This is a genomic window from Mannheimia sp. ZY171111 (genome assembly GCF_017750945.1).
Taxonomy (GTDB): Bacteria; Pseudomonadota; Gammaproteobacteria; order Enterobacterales; family Pasteurellaceae; genus Mannheimia; species Mannheimia pernigra.
In genome coordinates this window covers 2,032,383-2,050,725 of the sequence record NZ_CP046532.1, presented here as the reverse complement: position 1 = coordinate 2,050,725, position 18,343 = coordinate 2,032,383, and the positions used below count along the sequence as shown (strand labels likewise).

Annotated in this window: 14 protein-coding genes and 2 riboswitches; of the genes, 8 read left to right on the top strand and 6 right to left on the bottom strand. The window is 39.2% G+C overall.

What is annotated here, in order from left to right:
- Nucleotides 1–6 precede the first annotated feature (6 nt).
- Nucleotides 7–2,568 carry a bifunctional uridylyltransferase/uridylyl-removing protein GlnD gene (gene glnD / locus GM698_RS09720; protein WP_209289358.1) on the bottom strand — a complete coding sequence of 854 codons (2,562 nt, stop codon included), beginning with the start codon at nt 2,566–2,568 and terminating at the stop codon, nt 7–9.
- 112 nt (nt 2,569–2,680) lie between these two features.
- Here glnD and GM698_RS09715 point away from each other — a divergent pair, with 112 nt between their 5' ends.
- Nucleotides 2,681–3,658, top strand: coding sequence for a calcium/sodium antiporter (locus tag GM698_RS09715; RefSeq protein WP_176808526.1), 978 nt, complete (start codon nt 2,681–2,683; stop codon nt 3,656–3,658).
- 238 nt (nt 3,659–3,896) lie between these two features.
- On the opposite strand, the gene GM698_RS09710 is transcribed toward GM698_RS09715, so the two are convergent.
- The 3 genes from GM698_RS09710 to GM698_RS09700 form a co-directional block, all read right to left on the bottom strand.
- Nucleotides 3,897–6,383: a molybdopterin guanine dinucleotide-containing S/N-oxide reductase gene (locus GM698_RS09710; protein WP_209289357.1), complete on the bottom strand. Its 2,487-nt coding sequence runs from the start codon at nt 6,381–6,383 to the stop codon at nt 3,897–3,899.
- 18 nt (nt 6,384–6,401) lie between these two features.
- A riboswitch (molybdenum cofactor riboswitch) is annotated at nt 6,402–6,588 on the bottom strand.
- Between the two features lie 4 nt (nt 6,589–6,592).
- Nucleotides 6,593–7,708 (bottom strand): NapC/NirT family cytochrome c, encoded by a 1,116-nt coding sequence (locus GM698_RS09705; protein ID WP_209289356.1) that lies wholly within the window; start codon nt 7,706–7,708, stop codon nt 6,593–6,595.
- 160 nt (nt 7,709–7,868) lie between these two features.
- Complete coding sequence (locus GM698_RS09700; protein ID WP_209289355.1) at nt 7,869–9,608, bottom strand: LuxR C-terminal-related transcriptional regulator; 1,740 nt, start codon at nt 9,606–9,608, stop codon at nt 7,869–7,871.
- A 160-nt stretch (nt 9,609–9,768) separates the two neighbouring features.
- Nucleotides 9,769–9,923, top strand: a riboswitch (molybdenum cofactor riboswitch).
- On the opposite strand from GM698_RS09700, the gene moaA reads away from it, so the two are divergent.
- The 7 genes from moaA to GM698_RS09665 all read left to right on the top strand — a co-directional run bounded on the left by moaA (nt 9,912) and on the right by GM698_RS09665 (nt 15,885).
- Nucleotides 9,912–10,934 carry a GTP 3',8-cyclase MoaA gene (moaA, locus tag GM698_RS09695; RefSeq protein ID WP_176810022.1) on the top strand — a complete coding sequence of 341 codons (1,023 nt, stop codon included), beginning with the start codon at nt 9,912–9,914 and terminating at the stop codon, nt 10,932–10,934. It overlaps the preceding riboswitch by 12 nt.
- A gap of 52 nt (nt 10,935–10,986) precedes the next feature.
- Complete coding sequence (moaC, locus tag GM698_RS09690; protein ID WP_176812606.1) at nt 10,987–11,463, top strand: cyclic pyranopterin monophosphate synthase MoaC; 477 nt, start codon at nt 10,987–10,989, stop codon at nt 11,461–11,463.
- Nucleotides 11,456–11,701: a molybdopterin synthase sulfur carrier subunit gene (moaD, locus tag GM698_RS09685; RefSeq protein WP_159629954.1), complete on the top strand. Its 246-nt coding sequence runs from the start codon at nt 11,456–11,458 to the stop codon at nt 11,699–11,701. Before moaC ends, moaD begins: the two co-directional genes overlap by 8 nt.
- Before the next feature lies 1 nt (nt 11,702).
- Nucleotides 11,703–12,158: a molybdopterin synthase catalytic subunit MoaE gene (moaE, locus tag GM698_RS09680; protein WP_176812607.1), complete on the top strand. Its 456-nt coding sequence runs from the start codon at nt 11,703–11,705 to the stop codon at nt 12,156–12,158.
- A gap of 18 nt (nt 12,159–12,176) precedes the next feature.
- Complete coding sequence (gene ybeY / locus GM698_RS09675; protein WP_176812608.1) at nt 12,177–12,659, top strand: rRNA maturation RNase YbeY; 483 nt, start codon at nt 12,177–12,179, stop codon at nt 12,657–12,659.
- 8 nt (nt 12,660–12,667) lie between these two features.
- Nucleotides 12,668–14,581, top strand: a complete 1,914-nt coding sequence (locus GM698_RS09670; protein ID WP_176812609.1) for a GNAT family N-acetyltransferase — start codon at nt 12,668–12,670, stop codon at nt 14,579–14,581.
- A gap of 107 nt (nt 14,582–14,688) precedes the next feature.
- Nucleotides 14,689–15,885, top strand: a complete 1,197-nt coding sequence (locus GM698_RS09665; RefSeq protein ID WP_272955342.1) for an amino acid aminotransferase — start codon at nt 14,689–14,691, stop codon at nt 15,883–15,885.
- 48 nt (nt 15,886–15,933) lie between these two features.
- On the opposite strand, the gene folC is transcribed toward GM698_RS09665, so the two are convergent.
- Nucleotides 15,934–17,235: a bifunctional tetrahydrofolate synthase/dihydrofolate synthase gene (gene folC / locus GM698_RS09660; RefSeq protein WP_209289354.1), complete on the bottom strand. Its 1,302-nt coding sequence runs from the start codon at nt 17,233–17,235 to the stop codon at nt 15,934–15,936.
- Nucleotides 17,236–18,129 (bottom strand): acetyl-CoA carboxylase, carboxyltransferase subunit beta, encoded by an 894-nt coding sequence (gene accD / locus GM698_RS09655; RefSeq protein WP_176808539.1) that lies wholly within the window; start codon nt 18,127–18,129, stop codon nt 17,236–17,238.
- Between the last annotated feature and the right edge of the window lie 214 nt (nt 18,130–18,343).

The window sequence follows — 18,343 nt, the reverse complement described above, 5'->3', positions numbered from 1 at the left end:
GTTTTTCTATTCACTCTCTAATTCGCTGATTATTGTTTCTTGAAGTGCAAATTGCTCTTGCTCGGATAACGCCTGCCCTTTAGCATTATTTACGACAAAGAAATCTTCTACTCTCTCTCCAATTGTAGTAATTTTCGCATTTAGCAAATTCAAATTAAGGCGATTAAAAATATAACCAATTTGTGCTAATAAGCCTTCTCTATCAAGCGTAAATAGTTCAAATTCAGTTTGTTTTTTTGATGTTGCTGGAAGAAAACGTAGTCTAGTTTTGCGTTTAAATGATGAATGTTTAACGGGCTTTTTAATAAATTTAACGTGATGATGCGGCATTCCTAACATTTTAATGAGCGATCGCTGAATTTGCAGACTTCTTTCATTCGTTAAGTCCGCTCCATTACGTTCGGTGACAATAAAGCTATCCAACACTAATCCATTTTCGCTAGTAATAATTTGTGCATCGTGAATACTGATTTTCTTTTGGCTTAATAACTGTGCTATACGAGCAAAAAGCTGGGGTTGATCTTGGCAACACACAAAAATTTCTGTCCCCCCTCTTGCACATTCATTACTTATCAATGCCATTGGCAATTTTTGATTTTTGATATAACTTAAGGTATGCCAGACCAACTGAGTCGGGGTATGGCGTAAAAAATAGCTTTGTGGGCAAGGCTGCCAAAATTCAGCTAAGATTTTACGCTCATTCGGCGAAAGCATAAACTTCATTAGCTCTAAAGCTTGTAAGCGATGCTCGTTCGCTACTGCTTCGTAGTCTAAATTTTCAGCGAGTTGTTTTAAGGTGAATTGGTATAGTTGCGTAAAGAGTGAGGCTTTCCAATCATTCCATAAACTTCCACTCGTTGCACAAATATCAGCAACGGTCAAACAAAGTAGTGAAGATAAAGCGGTCTGATTTTTCACTTTTTTTGCAAATGTACGCACAACTTCAGGGTCGTGAATATCACGCCGTTGAGCAGTAATCGACATTGTTAAATGCTCTTCCACCAGCCATACCATATAGTCGGTTTGCTCTTGATTAAAGTGATGTAATTCGGCAAACGCACTCATATCACCAGCCCCTACCTTAGCGTGATCACCCTCTCTTCCCTTCGCAATATCGTGGAAAAGTGCGGCAATATAAATCAATGCGTGGTTATTCGATAACTGTGAAAATAATGTATGGCAGAGCGGAAAAGCCGAATTTTTAGCATTTTCAGTAAAATGCTCCAAATTCAGCATAACTCGAATGGTGTGTTCATCTACCGTGTAAATATGGAAAAGATCGAACTGCATCAATCCTTCAATCCCTTTCCATTGTGGCAAATAGGCCGCCAAGAAACCTAATTGGTGCATAGGTAAAATAGCTCTAGATACCACTTTAGGCTGATTAAAAAGCTGAACAAACTTTTCTCGCATTTCCCGATCTTCACAAAGTGGTTGCTCTTGCTGCTGGAGAGATAAACGTAATTGTCTTAACGTATCAGCACTCGCATTTAATTGCGGAAAATGCGTCATATGGAAAAAAAGATCCAATATGGTCGTTGGCTGATTTCTGAAAATGCGGCGATCTTCAACAAACAACATCTGATTTTGTTGATAAAAATGCCGATCAAGCGGTTGTTTTTGCCCCATTTTTTGCAAATTCAATAAATGGGCTTGCTCAAAACTATTAAGCAGTAATTGGCTAAGTTGAGAAATGGATTTTGTCGATTGGAAATAATCTCTCATCATCATTTCAACCGCTTGGTTTCCCTCACCTTGATAGCCTAAAAATGCACTTAATTGGAGCTGTCTATCAAATCTCAGGCGGTTATCATAACGTTTGAGTTGTAAATGAAGTGCAAAACGCATCCGAAAAAGCACCGCTTGTGCTGCGGTTAATTCCTTATATTCTTCGTAATAGAGCAAGCCTTTATTGAGCAAATCTAAAAATGAATGCACGCCGTATTGGCGTAACATAATCCACGAGATCAAATTGAGATCTCTTAACCCGCCAGGGCTATGTTTTAAGTCAGGCTCAAGATTGTAGCTGGTATTATGATAGCGGACATAACGAGCGTTTTTTTCGTCCATTTTAGCTTTAAAAAATGCCTGAATGTCCCAAAAATCGGGTTGGTATATTGCTTCTTTTAAATTGAGCCAGAGCTGATGATTGCCGAATAAAAAACGGCCCTCAAGCATATTAGTCGCAACCGAAATTTCAGCCCTGCCAATTTCAATACATTCCTCAATAGTTCGGATACTTGAGCCAAGTTGTAATTTGCTATCCCAAAGTACATTAAATAATTCATTCAACACGTGTTGAGTGCTTTCATCTAACGGCTTTTCAGTTAGCACTAAAATATCCAGATCAGAGAGCGGAAACATTTCTTCCCGCCCATATCCGCCAACGGCTAATAAAGCAAGATCTTCACGTTTTTCTAATCCATATTCTTGCCAAAGTGTATGCAAAATTTCATCATAAAAGCGACTACGTTCGGCAATTAATTCTAGTACATCCGTGTTTGAAAATGCAGCTTTCTGCTGTTGCGTAAATTCAGCTAAAAGCGTTTTTAATTCGTTATCTTTCATTGTTTATTTGTCCAAGTTTTTCAAAATAATAGGCGATTTATTTTGCTTTGCCTATATTTATTTTTAGGCAACAAGCTATAATGCCATTTCTTTGTACATAGAAGGATAATTTATGACTTTTGCTCTTATAGCCATTATTGGCGGCTTACTTGTGCTAGTTTGGAGTGCCGATCGATTTGTTGATGGTGCTGCCTCAGTAGCTCGCCATTTTGGTATGGCTCCGTTACTCATCGGGATTGTCGTAATTGGCTTTGGTACATCCGCACCCGAGATGATTGTTTCAGCTTCATCGGCGTTAAATGGCGTACCTGGTATTGCTCTCGGTAATGCGTATGGCTCAAATATTACTAATATTGCCCTTATTTTAGGTTTAACCGCCATAATTAAACCGCTACGGGTAAACTCTGACGTGTTGAAAAAAGAGTTACCCATTTTAATGGCAGTGACTCTACTTTCTGCTTATTTACTTTACGATGCGAATGTTACTCTCTTAGATGCGATTATTTTACTTGCTATATTTTTGGCTTATATGGTCTGGACAATTATTATCTCTATGAGAAATAAAAATGATGCGTTAGCAATAGATGTTGATGCACAATTAGCTGATAGTTCAGCAATGAGCTTAAAAAAATCGATTCTATGGCTCATTATTGGGTTAGTACTTTTAGTGGTGAGTTCTCAATTTTTAGTTTGGGGAGCGGTTGAAGTAGCCAAATTCTTCGGTGTAAGCGACTTAGTTATCGGGTTAACCATTGTCGCTATAGGCACCTCTTTACCAGAGCTTGCCTCATCAATTGCTGCAGCCCGTAAAGGCGAAGTAGATTTAGCATTAGGTAATATTATCGGTTCTAATTTATTCAATACCCTTGCCGTTGTAGGGATTGCAGGGACAATTGAGTCAATGCAAGTCACAGCAGAAATATTCTATCGTGATATTATTACGATGTCCGCTTTAACTTTCTTACTCTTTATTTATGGTATCAATATTTATCGCCGACCAGAAGGTGGGAGAATTAACCGCATAGAAGGTCTGTTACTTTTCTCCGCGTATATTGGCTATAACCTCTATCTGTTTAAAACAGCTATCTGATTCTAATATAAATGAAAATCCCCTGTGCTTAAGTTGCAAAATATTTGCCGTTTTTGACCGCTTGTATGACAAGTAATTTAAGTTCAGGAGAGCAAGTTTGCCTCTTACCAAGAACAGTACCGATTGATTTCATTATGATTATTGGTTGATCCCACATTAAAAATCTGCACCTTAATCAGTTGGTTATTTACTCCAACTTTTGGGGTGCAGACAAAACGTGGTGCTTTTATGCAATCAATTAAGCTTTCGTATATTTAGGCTCTTTAAAGACCGTTACTTCTGGTGCTTGTCCTGTAAATTTCTCAACTTGTACTACTGCCGTATTTGGTGAGTTACCTTGTGCTAATTTTGATGTGCCTTCATCACGTGTTAACACATTCGGGCAACCAAATTTACACAGTGGTTTTTCACTTTGATCTGCATCTGCTGGATCATACCAAGCCCCCTCGTGAATAGCGACAGTGCCTTTAATAATGCCCTCTGTAACAACTGCACCTGCTAGAATTTGACCACGGGTATTAAACACGCGAACAATGTCACCATCAGCAATACCACGAGCAGCGGCATCATCTTTGTGAATTAACATAGGTTCACGATCTTTTACGGTATATTTGTTACGCAATGAAGTATGTGCTAACTGGCTATGTAAGCGATAGTAAGGATGAGGGGTAACTAAAGCCAATGGTGCTTCAGCCGTTGCATTACCCGCATACTCTTCTGGTTCCATCCAACTTGGATAGCCTTGACAGTCATCATAATTCATTTTAGCAATCACATCTGAAAATATTTCAATTTTTCCCGATGGCGTACCTAATGGATTGAGCAATGGATCATTACGGAACTCTTCATAACGCACCCATTTTTTCGCTTTATCACTTACTTTAAATGTAATTGGTTTATTTTCTGCCCAGAACTTATCGAAATTCGGCATAATAACTCTGTTTTTACGTGCTGCATCAAAAGCGGATTGATAGAAGCCCTTGATCCAATCCATTTCTGATTTCCCCTCAGTAAACTTATCTTCTACGCCAGCACGTTTAGAAAGCTCAGCAAAAATATCGTAATCGCTTTTCGCTTCAAATTGTGGCTCAACAACTTGTTTCATTGGGAAAATATTCATCATTGAATAATCACCCGACATTGTTAAGTCATTACGCTCATAACTGGTTGTTGCTGGTAATAATATATCTGCCATACGAGCGGTTGGCGTCCAATAACATTCGTTCACCACAATTAAATCTGGTTTTTGCCAGGCTTTTACCATTGTGTTAGTATCTTGATGATGCACTAATGGATTACCGCCTGCCCAATAAATCACTTTGATATCTGGATAGGTAATTTCTGTTCCGTTATATTGAATAGTTTTACCTGGATTGAGTAACGCATCTGAAATACGGGCTAATGGGAATGACGCTTTTGACGTATCATCTAACCACGTTTTTTCGCCTACATCACCACTTGTATTTGCCGATATTGCACCAACAATCCCGCCAGTTGCAGTTGGTGCACCACCATTTGCATAATGATAACTTAACCCAAACCCTCCACCTGGCAATCCAATTTGACCTAACATTGAAGCAAGGGTAACTAACATCCAGTGAGTTTGTTCACCGTGGCGTTGGCGTTGCATACCCCAGCCCCCCATTAACATCGTGCGTTTTGATGAAAAATCAGCGGCTAATTGCTTAATTTTTTCTGCTGGCACACCACAAATTTTCGCTGCCCACGCGGCATCTTTTGGCTGATTATCCGTTTTGCCTAATAGGTATTCTTCAAATTTATCATAGCCTGCCGTATATTTTTTCAAAAACGCTTTATCGTGCTTATCTTCACTCACTAAAGTATGTGCGATACCTAACATTAATGCCACATCTGTCCCAGTATTCACAGGCACCCATTCTGCATTGAGATATTCCGCTGACTCATTACGTTCAGGCGTAATACAGATAATACGTTTACCTGTTTCTTTGAATTTTTTGAAATATTCAATACCTTGTTGATCGGTTGATGTCCAAGCATTACGTAAAGTCGTTAATGGATTTGCTGACCAAAGCACGATAATATCGCTACTTTCAAGTAAAACCTCCCAGCTGGTTTGTTGTTCATAAACCTCAATAGTACCCAGCACGTGCGGCATAATAACTTGAGCCGCACCAGTCGAATAATCACCTTTTACCCCAACAAATCCACCCGTTAAGTTCATATAGCGGTGTAATAATGTACGGGCAGCGTGTAATGAGCCTGAGCTATACCAACCATAAGAGCCTGCAAAAATACTGGTTGCACCGTATGTATCACGAGCAGATTTTATCCCTGCGTGAACCAATTCAAAGGCTTTTTCCCAAGAAACTTGAACCCATTCATCACGCCCACGTAAGGTGGTATCTTTATTACCTTCTAAGTAGCCTTTACGCACCATTGGATATTTCACACGAGCTTCACCGTGAACTTGATCAGCCACAACGTGCTGTAATTCATTTGGCACAGAAATATCAATAGCAGAATCGGATTTCACAACTTTACCGTTTTCAACCACAACGGCTAATGGCCCCCAATGGGCGGCCGTTAGCACCGCATTCATTTCAGCCGCTTTTGCACTCGTTGATGCTAATGCACCTACTACGCCAGTAGTACTGGTTGCGAAACCTGCACCCGCAGCTAAGCTAAGTGATGATTTTTTTAGAAAACCACGACGACTTACGTCAATATTGTCTTGCTTTTTCATAATAAACCTCATTTGAAGTTAAGTTAAAAATAGACACCTTTCTGAAGTCGAGTGGATAAGCCATTTCTCGCTTATCCATTGGTAAAGTTGCTAGATCTTTTTGCAAAATTTTCGCAAAAAACGACCGCTTGTTTTGCATCTTTACGGCTTGCTACCATATCCCACATAGAGACTTAGGTTCACAAGCTCGGTATCCTCTAAGTTAAAAATTAATGTGAACTACCTGCAATATCTTTAGCGTTACGTTGTAAATAAATAGTGACCGCTCTGACATCATCTGCAGACATTGATGTTCTATCTTTCATTGAATTTACTACCCCAATCCACTGATTAGCCGTGTAATGATCTGCTCCGATTGGTGCATGGCAACCGCTACAATGGGTTTGGTTCAAATTATCTCCAAATTGATTTAATGCCATAATATTTGCGGTTACTGCAGTTTTAGGCGCAATAATCTCAACATTAATTTCTTTCCAATTCGAGTTAGTCACATTATCAAAAACCGTGTTTACGATATTCACTTTACTTTGAGTCTCATCAGGTAATAACGCCACCATAATGCGTTTACCTAAATCCATATATACAACAGATTCTGCTCCTTCTTGTTGCCAGCCCTTAATTGTCGCTTTTACTTGCTCCCCTTCTTCTTTCCACTGATGTAATTCAGCATAAGGCAATAACCGAACTTCTCCTCCTTGTGGAAGTTGAGCCGTGGTCATCGCAAGCGTGTAAAGCGTTTTATCACTGGTAGTAAATTCTGCACCGTGTTTTGATAATTCTCCTGCTGCTGCGACATTATCTAATTGAATATCTGGCATAAAATGAGCAACACCTTTATGGCAATCAATACAAGTTTGGTTAGTTTCTTGTGCAAGTTTGTGCATCTTCTGAGCAGATTCTTTTTGATCTGACAACACCATAGCATCAAAACTATGGCAACTTCTGCAAGTCATAGAATCATTTGCTTTCATCTCTTCCCACACTCGTTGAGCCATTTCCAGACGATGAGCTTCATACGCTTCCTGATCGGGTAATTTGTTAGTCACAAAAGTGTGCCACACATCTTTTAATGCTATTACTTTTGCTTTTACATAATGCAAGGTATCTTGTGGAACGTGGCAATCCGAACATTCTGCTCGAATGCCTTTACGGTTAGAAAAATGTACGCTCCCTTCCCACTCTGCTTGAGGGTGACTCATTGAATGGCAACTTACGCAAAATTCTGTTGAATTAGTGGCTTTCATTGCATATTGAGAACCACCTAACAAAATGGCTCCTAACCCCATCACACCAATAAAAGCCACTATTTTTTTCGCTTTAGACATAACTCTCCCACTAACTAAAAATTAAAGACGGGCATATTTTATTAACTCATTAGAGGTATCTGCAATAAGTAAAAATACGTATTAACTCAAAAGAGTTAATAAAGTTTGATCTAAGGCAAAAATAGTAAATAAAAATGAGAAAATGCTTCCTCAATCATATTTATTTATAAGAAAACCAGTTTGGTAATATGAACTGTGAATCAGCAAATAGGGCTGGAGCAATAACAGCACTTCTACCTTGCTGAATTTGATAAATTAATTGTGGCAAGCTAATAGATAAATCTTTCGTTTCTGGATAAGTTAAACCAATTTGACTATCGGTATTAAAATAATAGGTGCCATTCACGCCATAATGTGGTTGCTGGCGAATAATATTCGAAACCGCTTTAAAATGACGAGGGGAAACGCTTTGTTTCCAAGCATTTACTAAAATATTTGCTTGATCATAGGCAATGCTTGCCTGCGAATAGGTGGGTTTTCGTTCGAATAGTTGTTCATAGGATTGGCAGAACTGTCTGCCTAAATAGTTATCGCTTAATCCACTGTTAGTGCTCCATAATACCCCTTCACAAGGTTGCTCGTGAGGTAAAAAAGCAGAAGGTGCATAAATACTGTAAATAATTGCATTAGTCGGATTTTCAATAAAGGCTTGATGAAAATGGACAATATCTTCTGCAAAATAGGAAGCAAGCACAATCATAGATGGAGCCGTATCGTGAATTTTCTTCATCAAATCTTGATAAGCCGTATTAGCCTGTTCTAACTCCACATATTCAATATGCCAGCCTTGTTTACGTAAATTGATTGATAAATTATCTATACCAATATCGACTTTTTGCCATTTTACACTAACAACTATGACGGTTTTGTTTTGAATAAAATCTGCATAATAATAACGGTAATATTGCAGAAAATTTAGAATACCCAAGCTATAAGTGACATCGCTTGCACAAACTTGGAACATATTCTCAATTCGTTTATTCGGCAAATTCTGAGCAAGTTTATTAGAGCCACTATGCGTTGCAATATGCAAATAGGGAATACCTTCCGTTGCAATAAGTTCGTGAACTTCGGGCAAATAACAAGCATAGGCGGTAGAAATTGCATCAACGTCTTGTTCCAACAACGTGTTATAAGCATTAAGAATACTGGATTTATTCTCTACACAAAAACCTGCAGTAGCAATCTGTACTTCTCGCCCATTAATCCCCCCTTGTCGGTTGATATTTTCTACCGCAAGTTGTGTGCCATTTAGTAATTCTCTTGTATCAATTTGACCAATACCTTGCTCTACGTAAGGTACGCCAAGCATAATTGGGCGATGACTGTAGCAATTAATCGAAAAAGCGGCAGGCTCATCTATTACAAGCGGTCGTTTTTTGCTTTTAAATTGCAAAGCTAGTTGTTCAATTTTAAAGGTAGCAAGAATAGACTTTTCTAGATTACCTGGGGTTGGCAAGCAAATTAAATGCTCGGTAATGGCAAACACCGCTAATAGTGTTCGGCTCTCGGTATTTGTTTTAGCAAAAATATGTTCAATATGTTTACCCACAGTACGCTTACTGATGTTCAATGTATGTGCAATTTCTTCATTGCTAAGCCCACTGCTAATTAAAGTTAATAGTTCAATTTCCCTTTTACTGATGTCAAAAGGCAATTCAGTTTGCTCTGCTTGTATTAACGTAAAATCTTGATGGCGATTCAACAACACTTTAAGCCAATATTGATTCGGCAGACAATAAAAGAAAGACAGCGAAGTTTGATTAGAATAAAGTAACGCTTGAGCATAGCAGCAGAGTTGTTCTAACTGCGTAAAATATTGCACCCCTGCTTTATTTTCCCACTCTAAAACATCACCCTGCTTATTAATCAAGCAAGACCATCGATTATTTTCACTCATTCCGTTTCCTAAATAAAAAATTGCAACACTAAAATAACAAAATTACCTATTCAAAAAAATGATATAAATCAAACCAACCTGATTTAGTGATGGCTACTTATCAAAATATAACGTGATATACCCTTGCTTAATCCGCATTCTCCCCCTACAATAAAACCAATTTTATTTAAGACTCCGAGCATTATTTCCTAACTCTAAAAATTAAAGCACATTTTTTGATATGGAATTTATGCCAGTAACAGCTTAGCTGTTCAAAGGATAACTTAGAAATGAGTTGTCCTCTCGTATTTAGAAAGGTGTCAAATGCAATCTATTATTCCAATTAAAAACGTGGGTAATGATATTTCTGGGCTTGTTGATCGTTTTCAGCGTCAATATACTTACTTACGACTTTCTATTACTGATGTCTGTAACTTCCGTTGTAACTACTGTTTACCTAATGGCTATAGACCACCTTCGCATAAACAAACATTTCTCACCGTTGATGAAATTCAACGAATCGCTAAAGCCTTTGCTAATCTAGGTACAGAGAAAATCCGTATCACTGGTGGCGAGCCGACTTTACGCAAAGATTTTGCCGAAATTGCTCATACTCTTTCACAAACTGCTGGCATCCACAAAGTCGCCTTAACCACCAACGGCTACCGAATGGAACGTGACGTTGCTCTTTGGCAACAAGCTGGTATTACGGATATTAATGTGAGCGTAGATAGTTTAGATACACGACAATTTCAACTAATCACGGGCGAAAATAAATTACAATCGATTTTAAACGGCATTAATAAAGCCTTTGAAATTGGCTACAAAAAAATCAAGGTCAATGCCGTTTTAATGAAGCAGTACACCGCGCACGAGTTAGATAATTTCCTTGCTTGGATCAAAGATAAGCCTATTCAAATGCGTTTTATTGAGCTAATGGAAACAGGGGAAATGGATAGTTTTTTCAAACAGCAGCACCTTTCTGGCCAGTTTGTTATAAATCGCTTGCTAAATGAAGGCTGGCAATTACAACCGAAAGCAATATCAGACGGGCCAGCAAAAGTGCTATCCCACCCCGATTACCAAGGGGAAATCGGTTTAATTATGCCTTATGAAAAGAATTTCTGTGCCTCTTGTAATCGCTTGCGTGTTTCCGCACTTGGTAAACTTCATCTCTGTTTATTTGGCGAAGAAGGAATAGATCTTCGTGATTTACTTGAACGAGACGAACAGCAATTACAACTAGAAACTCGTTTAAAATCAGCATTACAAGGCAAGAGAGAACACCACTATTTACATATTGGGGATAGTGGCGTAAGGAATAATTTATCAAGCATAGGCGGTTAAATCACCATCTAGAATTTACTTTTTGGCACAAATAAAGAAAGAGATAAAATAAATGACAACCTTCACTCATATCAACCAACGCGGCGAAGCGAATATGGTCGATGTTTCGATGAAACAAGAAACGGTACGCATTGCTCGTGCCGAAGCCTTTGTACGAATGAATGCGGAAACGCTACAAATGATTGTCAGCGGTAATCATCATAAAGGCGATGTTTTTGCCACCGCTCGCATTGCAGGTATTCAGGCAGCAAAAAGAACTTGGGAGCTTATTCCACTATGCCACCCATTACTACTTTCTAAAATAGAAGTACAGCTTGAAGCCTTGCCTGAGACTAACCAAGTTCGTATTGAATCTCTTTGCAAACTCACAGGTAAAACAGGTGTAGAAATGGAAGCCCTCACGGCTGCAAGTGTTGCTGCACTAACAATTTACGATATGTGCAAAGCGGTGCAAAAAGATATGATTATTGAAAATGTCCGCCTGCTACACAAAAGTGGCGGAAAATCAGGAGACTTCAACATTGATTAAAGTGCTTTTTTTCGCCCAAGTACGTGAACTTGTGGCAACAGATATGTTAGAAATTGACCCCACATTTAATACCGCAGAAGAGCTGCGTGAGCATTTAAGCCAACAAGGGAAAAAATGGCAGTTAGCGTTAGAAAAAGGCAAACTTTTAGTAGCAATTAACCAAACCATCTGTCCGTTTGAGACAGCCATCAAAGATGGTGATGAAGTCGCATTTTTCCCACCAGTAACAGGGGGTTAAAATGCACGCTACATTGATTGAAGTACAAGAAGCTGAATTTGACCAAAACAAAATCTATCGTTGGCTCAGTGAATACAATAGTGTTGGGGCAACTACGCTTTTTATCGGCAAAGTGCGTGAAATGAATTTAGGCGATAATGTGTCGGGTTTATTTCTTGAGCACTACCCTGCAATGACGAAAAAAGCCCTGCAAGAAATTGTTGATGAAGCACGCCAACGTTGGGATTTACAACGCGTTGCCGTTGTTCATCGAATTGGGCAGCTTCACACAGGCGATGAAATTGTATTAGTTGGAGTCAGTTCAGCTCATCGAGGCGATGCCTACCATGCCAATGAATTTATTATGGATTACCTCAAAACCAAAGCCCCTTTTTGGAAGCGTGAGCAAACTCAAGAAGGAGAACGTTGGATTGAAGGGCGTGAGAGCGATCAACAAGCGGTCGAAAAATGGCTATAATTTGCAAAGGTAATACGAATGGAAAATTTATATATTGATTTACAGATCGCCTGTGAAAATACCGAAAACTTACCAAGCGAACAACAATTTTACACCTGGGTTCACAAAGCTTTATCCATTGAAGCAAAAACGGAAAATTTCCCCGAAAGTGAAATCACTATTCGAATTGTGGATGAAGCCGAAAGCCACGAACTCAATCTCACTTATCGAGGCAAAGATAAACCGACCAACGTGCTTTCTTTCCCATTTGAAGTACCAGAAGGCATTGAAATGCCGCTATTGGGAGATTTAGTTATCTGCCGTCAAGTGATGGAAAAAGAAGCCAAGGAACAGCAAATCAGCGAAGAAAGCCATTGGGCTCATTTAAGCGTTCACGGCACACTCCATCTGCTTGGCTACGACCACATCGAAGAAAAGGATGCAGAGGAAATGGAAAGTCTGGAAACGGAAATTATGCAAAGTTTAGGCTATGACGATCCGTATTTGAGTGAGAAAATGTAAATAAAACAATGCGTTCGCTAGTCATTATAACAAATCAAAATACCTTTAGCCTTGCTAAGCAAGGCTATTTTTACATTTCTGAAAACCATACCCTCAAGGCTATTCCTTTTTCCAACGCCAAAACTATTTTAGGGCAAGAACATCCTTTTGCGCTCTATAATATGCAAGCAGAAAATGGTATAAATTTTCATCTTGAGGCATTTTCTATTCTTGCTGGCACTATTCAAGAAAACGGTACTCTATTTTTGCTTTGTCCTCAGTGGCATAATTTAGAAAACGAATTAGATTATGATGCGTTACGTTGGAACGCTAATCACGCAATTGCCTGTCCTAATTTTTATCAGCATTTCAAGCAATTAGTCGCCAAATTTGGTTTTGAAATCAAGCCAGATCTGCCTAAACTCCCTGTAACAAGCGGTCAAATTTCAACAAAATTTTGCAATTTAACCGAGCAACAGCAAAAAATTCTACAAAATCTACCGCTTGATAATGCTGATATTCATTTAATTACTGCCCCTCGTGGACGAGGGAAATCCACCCTTGCAGGCAAATTAGCGGAAACCATTTCTCAAGAAAATCCTGTTGTAATTACCGCTCGTTCCCACTCTGCTCTGCCGAATTTTTGGAAGCAGGTGGAGGGTGAGAAAGTCCGTTTTTTTGCTCCAGATCGGTTGATACAAGCGGTGGGAAATGGTGAAAATTTTGCAAAAACGTGGCTGTTTATTGATGAAGCAGCGAGCTTGCCGTTGCCGATGTTGCAGCAATGTTGTGAGCATTTTGACAAAGTGGTTTTAACCACCACCACGCAAAATTACGAAGGCACGGGGCGAGGGTTTGAGCTGAAATTACCGAAGATGTTAAATAAGCCATTCAAACATTGGACGTTATCTGAACCGTTACGCTGGGGGGAGAATGATCCCCTTGAGAGATTTATTACAGATTTGCTTTTACTTTCCGAAGAAAAAGCCCCCCTCTTTAACAAAGAGGGGCAGGGGGAGATTTGGCAGAAGCAATTATCGAAGAATATAATTTATTCAAACAAGCATTTACAGGAAAAAAGTTCCTTCTATCATCTGCTTGCCTCCGCCCATTACAAAACCACGCCAACCGATTTACGCCGCTTGTTTGACGGCGAGAGGCAAATTTTTCTACATAAAACAGAGAATGAAAAACTAATTGGCGGTATTTGGGCAATGTTAGAAGGTGGCTTTAGTGACGAATTAACTCAAGCAATTTGGCGTGGCGAACGCCGCCCGCAGGGTAATTTAGTGGCTCAATATCTCTGCTTTCAAGGCAATTTACCAGAAGCTTGTAAATTGCATTCGGTTCGTATTTCTCGCATTGCGGTTCTGCCTGAAAAGCAAAATCAAGGTATTGGCAAGCGGTTAATTTCTCAATTTATTTTGCAAAATATTCAACAAAAACAACCGCTTGATTTTATTTCTGTCAGCTTTGGGCTCACAGCTCCGCTCTATCAATTTTGGGCAAATTGCGGTTTTGAACTGGTGCAAATTACCCCCAACAAAGAAGCCAGTAGCGGCTACCGCAGTGCGATGATGATTTACCCAATTTCAGAACAAGGTAAACAATTTAGCCAACAAGCTACCCAAGCTTTTGTCAGAGATTTCGCTCTTCAACCGTTTTTCACGGAAATTTGTGAGGAATTGCAAAATTTCGAGCAATTTCAACCGCTTGTAGAAATCTCTTTAGATGAGCGTGATTGGCAAAATTTAACCGCATTTGCAAATGGAAAGCGAGCCTTGCCTGCTGTTTATATTAGTTTAAAACGTTTATATTTATCTGCTCCGCAAACGCTGAACTCACTTGCTGTTTTTAACGAACATCAGCAAAAATATTCAAAAGTAGAAATTGAAAAGTATCGGGAAATTGTGAAAACATACTTAAAAAGTGTAAATCATTAAAATAATTTATGGATTAACTTAATTTTTTTATGCTTTCCCTCTTGCTAAATTTTCCATTTAGCCGTATAAATTCAACGTTTATTTTTTAAATTTTAGGAGTATTTCTTATGCCAATGTTTAGCCATATTCAAGCCGCCCCTGCCGACCCGATTTTAGGTTTAGGCGAAGCGTTCAAAGCCGATACCCGTGAAGGTAAAATTAATCTTGGTATTGGCGTTTATATGACAGATGAGGGCAAAACCCCTATCGTTAAAGCGGTAAAAGAAGCAGAAAAACGCTTACTAGATACCGAAACCAGTAAAAACTACCTCACTATTGATGGTGTTCAAGCCTTCAATGCAGCAACTCAAGCTTTATTATTTGGCGAAGGGGCTGAAGTGATTACCTCAGGGCGTGCAAAAACGGCTCAAAGCTTAGGTGGCACAGGGGCGTTGCGTATTGCAGCAGAATTTATTAAACGCCATACTAATGCGAAAAATGTGTGGATTTCTACCCCAACTTGGCCAAACCACAACGGTATTTTTGATGCGGTTGGTGTGAATGTAAAAGGTTATCGCTACTATAATAAAGACACCAATGGTTTAGATTGGGACAATTTAATTGCAGACCTAAGCCAAGCTGAGGCTGGCGATGTGGTGTTACTCCACGGTTGCTGTCATAACCCAACAGGGATTGACCCAACGCCATCACAGTGGGAACAACTTGCAGCATTATCCGCAGAAAAAGGCTGGTTACCGTTATTCGATTTTGCTTATCAAGGTTTCGCGAACGGTTTAGAAGAAGATGCTTACGGTTTACGTACTTTCGCTAAAAACAACCGTGAATTATTAGTTGCCAGCTCATTCTCGAAAAACTTCGGTTTATATAATGAGCGTGTTGGGGCATTTACGTTAATTGCCGATAACGCAGAGGATGCAAACCGTGCATTCACACAAATTAAATCGATTATTCGTGTGCTTTATTCTAACCCATCTGCCCACGGTGCAAGTGCGGTAGCAGTGGCATTAGCTGATCCTGAACTGAAAGCATTATGGATTGACGAATTAGACGAAATGCGTAACCGCATTAAAGATATGCGTACTCAATTAGTACAAAAATTAAAAGAAAAAGGGGCAAATAAAGACTTCTCTTTCATTACTGAGCAAAATGGTATGTTCTCATTTAGTGGCTTAACGCCTGAGCAAGTCGATAAATTAAAAGATGATTTCGCCATTTATGCGGTGCGTTCAGGCCGAATTAATGTTGCAGGAATTACCAGCAAAAACATTGATGTACTTGCTGATGCCATTGTCAACGTGCTTTAATTAAAATGTAGATGGCGTAGCATATACTGCTTTCGCCATCATTTTCTGCTATTTTTCCAACCAAAGCATAAAATCTGCTACAGTATGGAATGAACCAAACACCAACACAATATCTTGTGCTGTGGCTTTTTTGAATAATGCTAGGCTTGCTTGACCAACCGTCTCATAACTAAAAGCGATCGAATTCGGTAACACGTTTACCAGTTTACTCAACACAGCTTCACCACTTTGCCCTCGCCAGCAATCTAAACTGGCACAATACCATTCATCAATCAAATGTTCTAACGGCTCAACAATACCCGATAAGTCTTTATCTTCCAATGCACTAAATACCGCATAGATTTTTTGATTTGCTTGTTTTAACTCTGCAAGTTTATCTGCCAAATAACGAGCAGCGTGTGGATTATGCCCTACATCAATAATCACTTTTGCAACTGGTTTTCGTCCTGAGAATTTCTCAAAATCCTTATCCGTCAGCATTTGGAAACGCCCTGTCATTTGAGCTTCAAGAACGGCTTCGCGAATAATTTGCTCATCAATTTCAAAGGGTAATTGCATTAATGCCGCAAGTGCCGTACCTGCATTTGGGATAGGAATTAATGGCAAAGGTAAATCTTTAAAGGATTTTTCTTTAGAAGTCCAATGAAATAGATTGTTTTTAATGTCAAACTGCCAATCCTTATCTCGATAAAAAGCGTGACAACTTAACGATTTTGCAATTTCTTTAATCGAGTTCGGGCAATCTGGCTCGCCAATAATCACTGGAATATTTTCACGGAAAATTCCCGCTTTTTCACGCCCAATATCTTCTCGATTATCACCCAAAAATGTGACGTGGTCGATATCAATAGACGTAATAATCGCAAGGTTCGGATCAACAATATTCGTTGCATCTAACCGCCCGCCTAAACCGACTTCTAAAATCACAATATCTAGTTTATGTTGCTTAAATAATTCAAAAGCCGAGAGTGTGCTGAACTCAAAATAAGTGAGTGAAGCGGTCTTTTTTTCATTAATTTTTGCAAATGCACGAACGTGATCGTCATCGACTAAAACCTCACCATTAATCCTTACTCGTTCATTGTAATGAATTAAATGCGGTGAAGAGTAAACCCCTACACGAAACCCCGCTTTTAATAATGTTACTTCTAAAAGTCGGCAAGTAGAACCTTTGCCATTTGTACCTGCAACGGTAATCACATAAGGAGCAGGATTCAGTAAATCCAACTCTTTTGCCACAGTTGTAATACGCTCTAAGCCCATATCAATCGCTTTTGTATGAGCTTGTTCTAAATAGGAAAGCCACGTTTCCAAAGAATCCGTGGCTTTAGGAGTCATTAATCTATTCATTTATTCTATGTTTTCAACAATCAATTCAGCCACTTTAAATGGCGTTGGTTGATTGGTTAATTTAGCACAAAGTCGGGCAAGCGTATCACGCATCTCTTTACGGGGAACGATCATATCAATAGCACCGTGTTCTAATAAAAACTCTGCTCGCTGGAAACCTTCTGGTAATTTTTCACGCACCGTTTGCTCAATAACTCGAGGGCCTGCAAAGCCTATCAATGCTTTTGGTTCAGCAATATTGACATCACCTAACATTGCAAGGCTGGCTGAAACACCGCCTAAAGTTGGATCAGTTAATACAGAAATAAATGGCACGCCCTGCTCTTTCATTCTTGCTAAAATGGCACTGGTTTTCGCCATTTGCATTAATGAGAATAATGCCTCTTGCATACGTGCACCGCCCGATGCAGAGAAACAGATAAACGGAATGCTTTCTGCTAAGGCTTTCTCTGCCGCTTTTACAAATTTTGCCCCTACCACAGATCCCATTGAACCGCCCATAAACTCAAAGTTAAATGAAGCGGTCACTACTGGCATACCATAAAGTTTACCCGATAACACGATGAAGGAATCTTTTTCGCCCGTTTGCTTTTGTGCAGCGGTCAAACGATCTTTATATTTCTTTAAATCTTTAAATTTCAGCACATCTTGAGGCTCTAGGTCTGCGGCAATTTCAACTGCTGAATCATTGTCTAATAAGTTGAGTAAACGAGTACGAGCATCAATACGCATATGGTGCTCACATTTAGGGCAAACGTGTTGATTGCGTTGCAATTCTTCGCTATAGAGCACCTGTTCACAGCTTGTACATTTTGTCCAAACGCCTTCTGGGATTTTTGATTTTGCTGCACTTGATGATGAGTCTCTACCTAAAATTCTTTCTAACCAGCTCATTATTATTCCTTTTGGATTGAGTTTTGGGATATAAACAAATTTTTGCTATTAAAGCACAATTTACGCTTTTGTGATATGTTTTATTGACATATCAGATCACTAAGCGTGCGTATAAGTTCGATAAAAAAACGCAATCAGAAGAATGACTAACATAATCACAATTTGAATTAAACGTTGTTTAGTTAATTTTTCTGCTGCCATTTTCTCTCCTGTT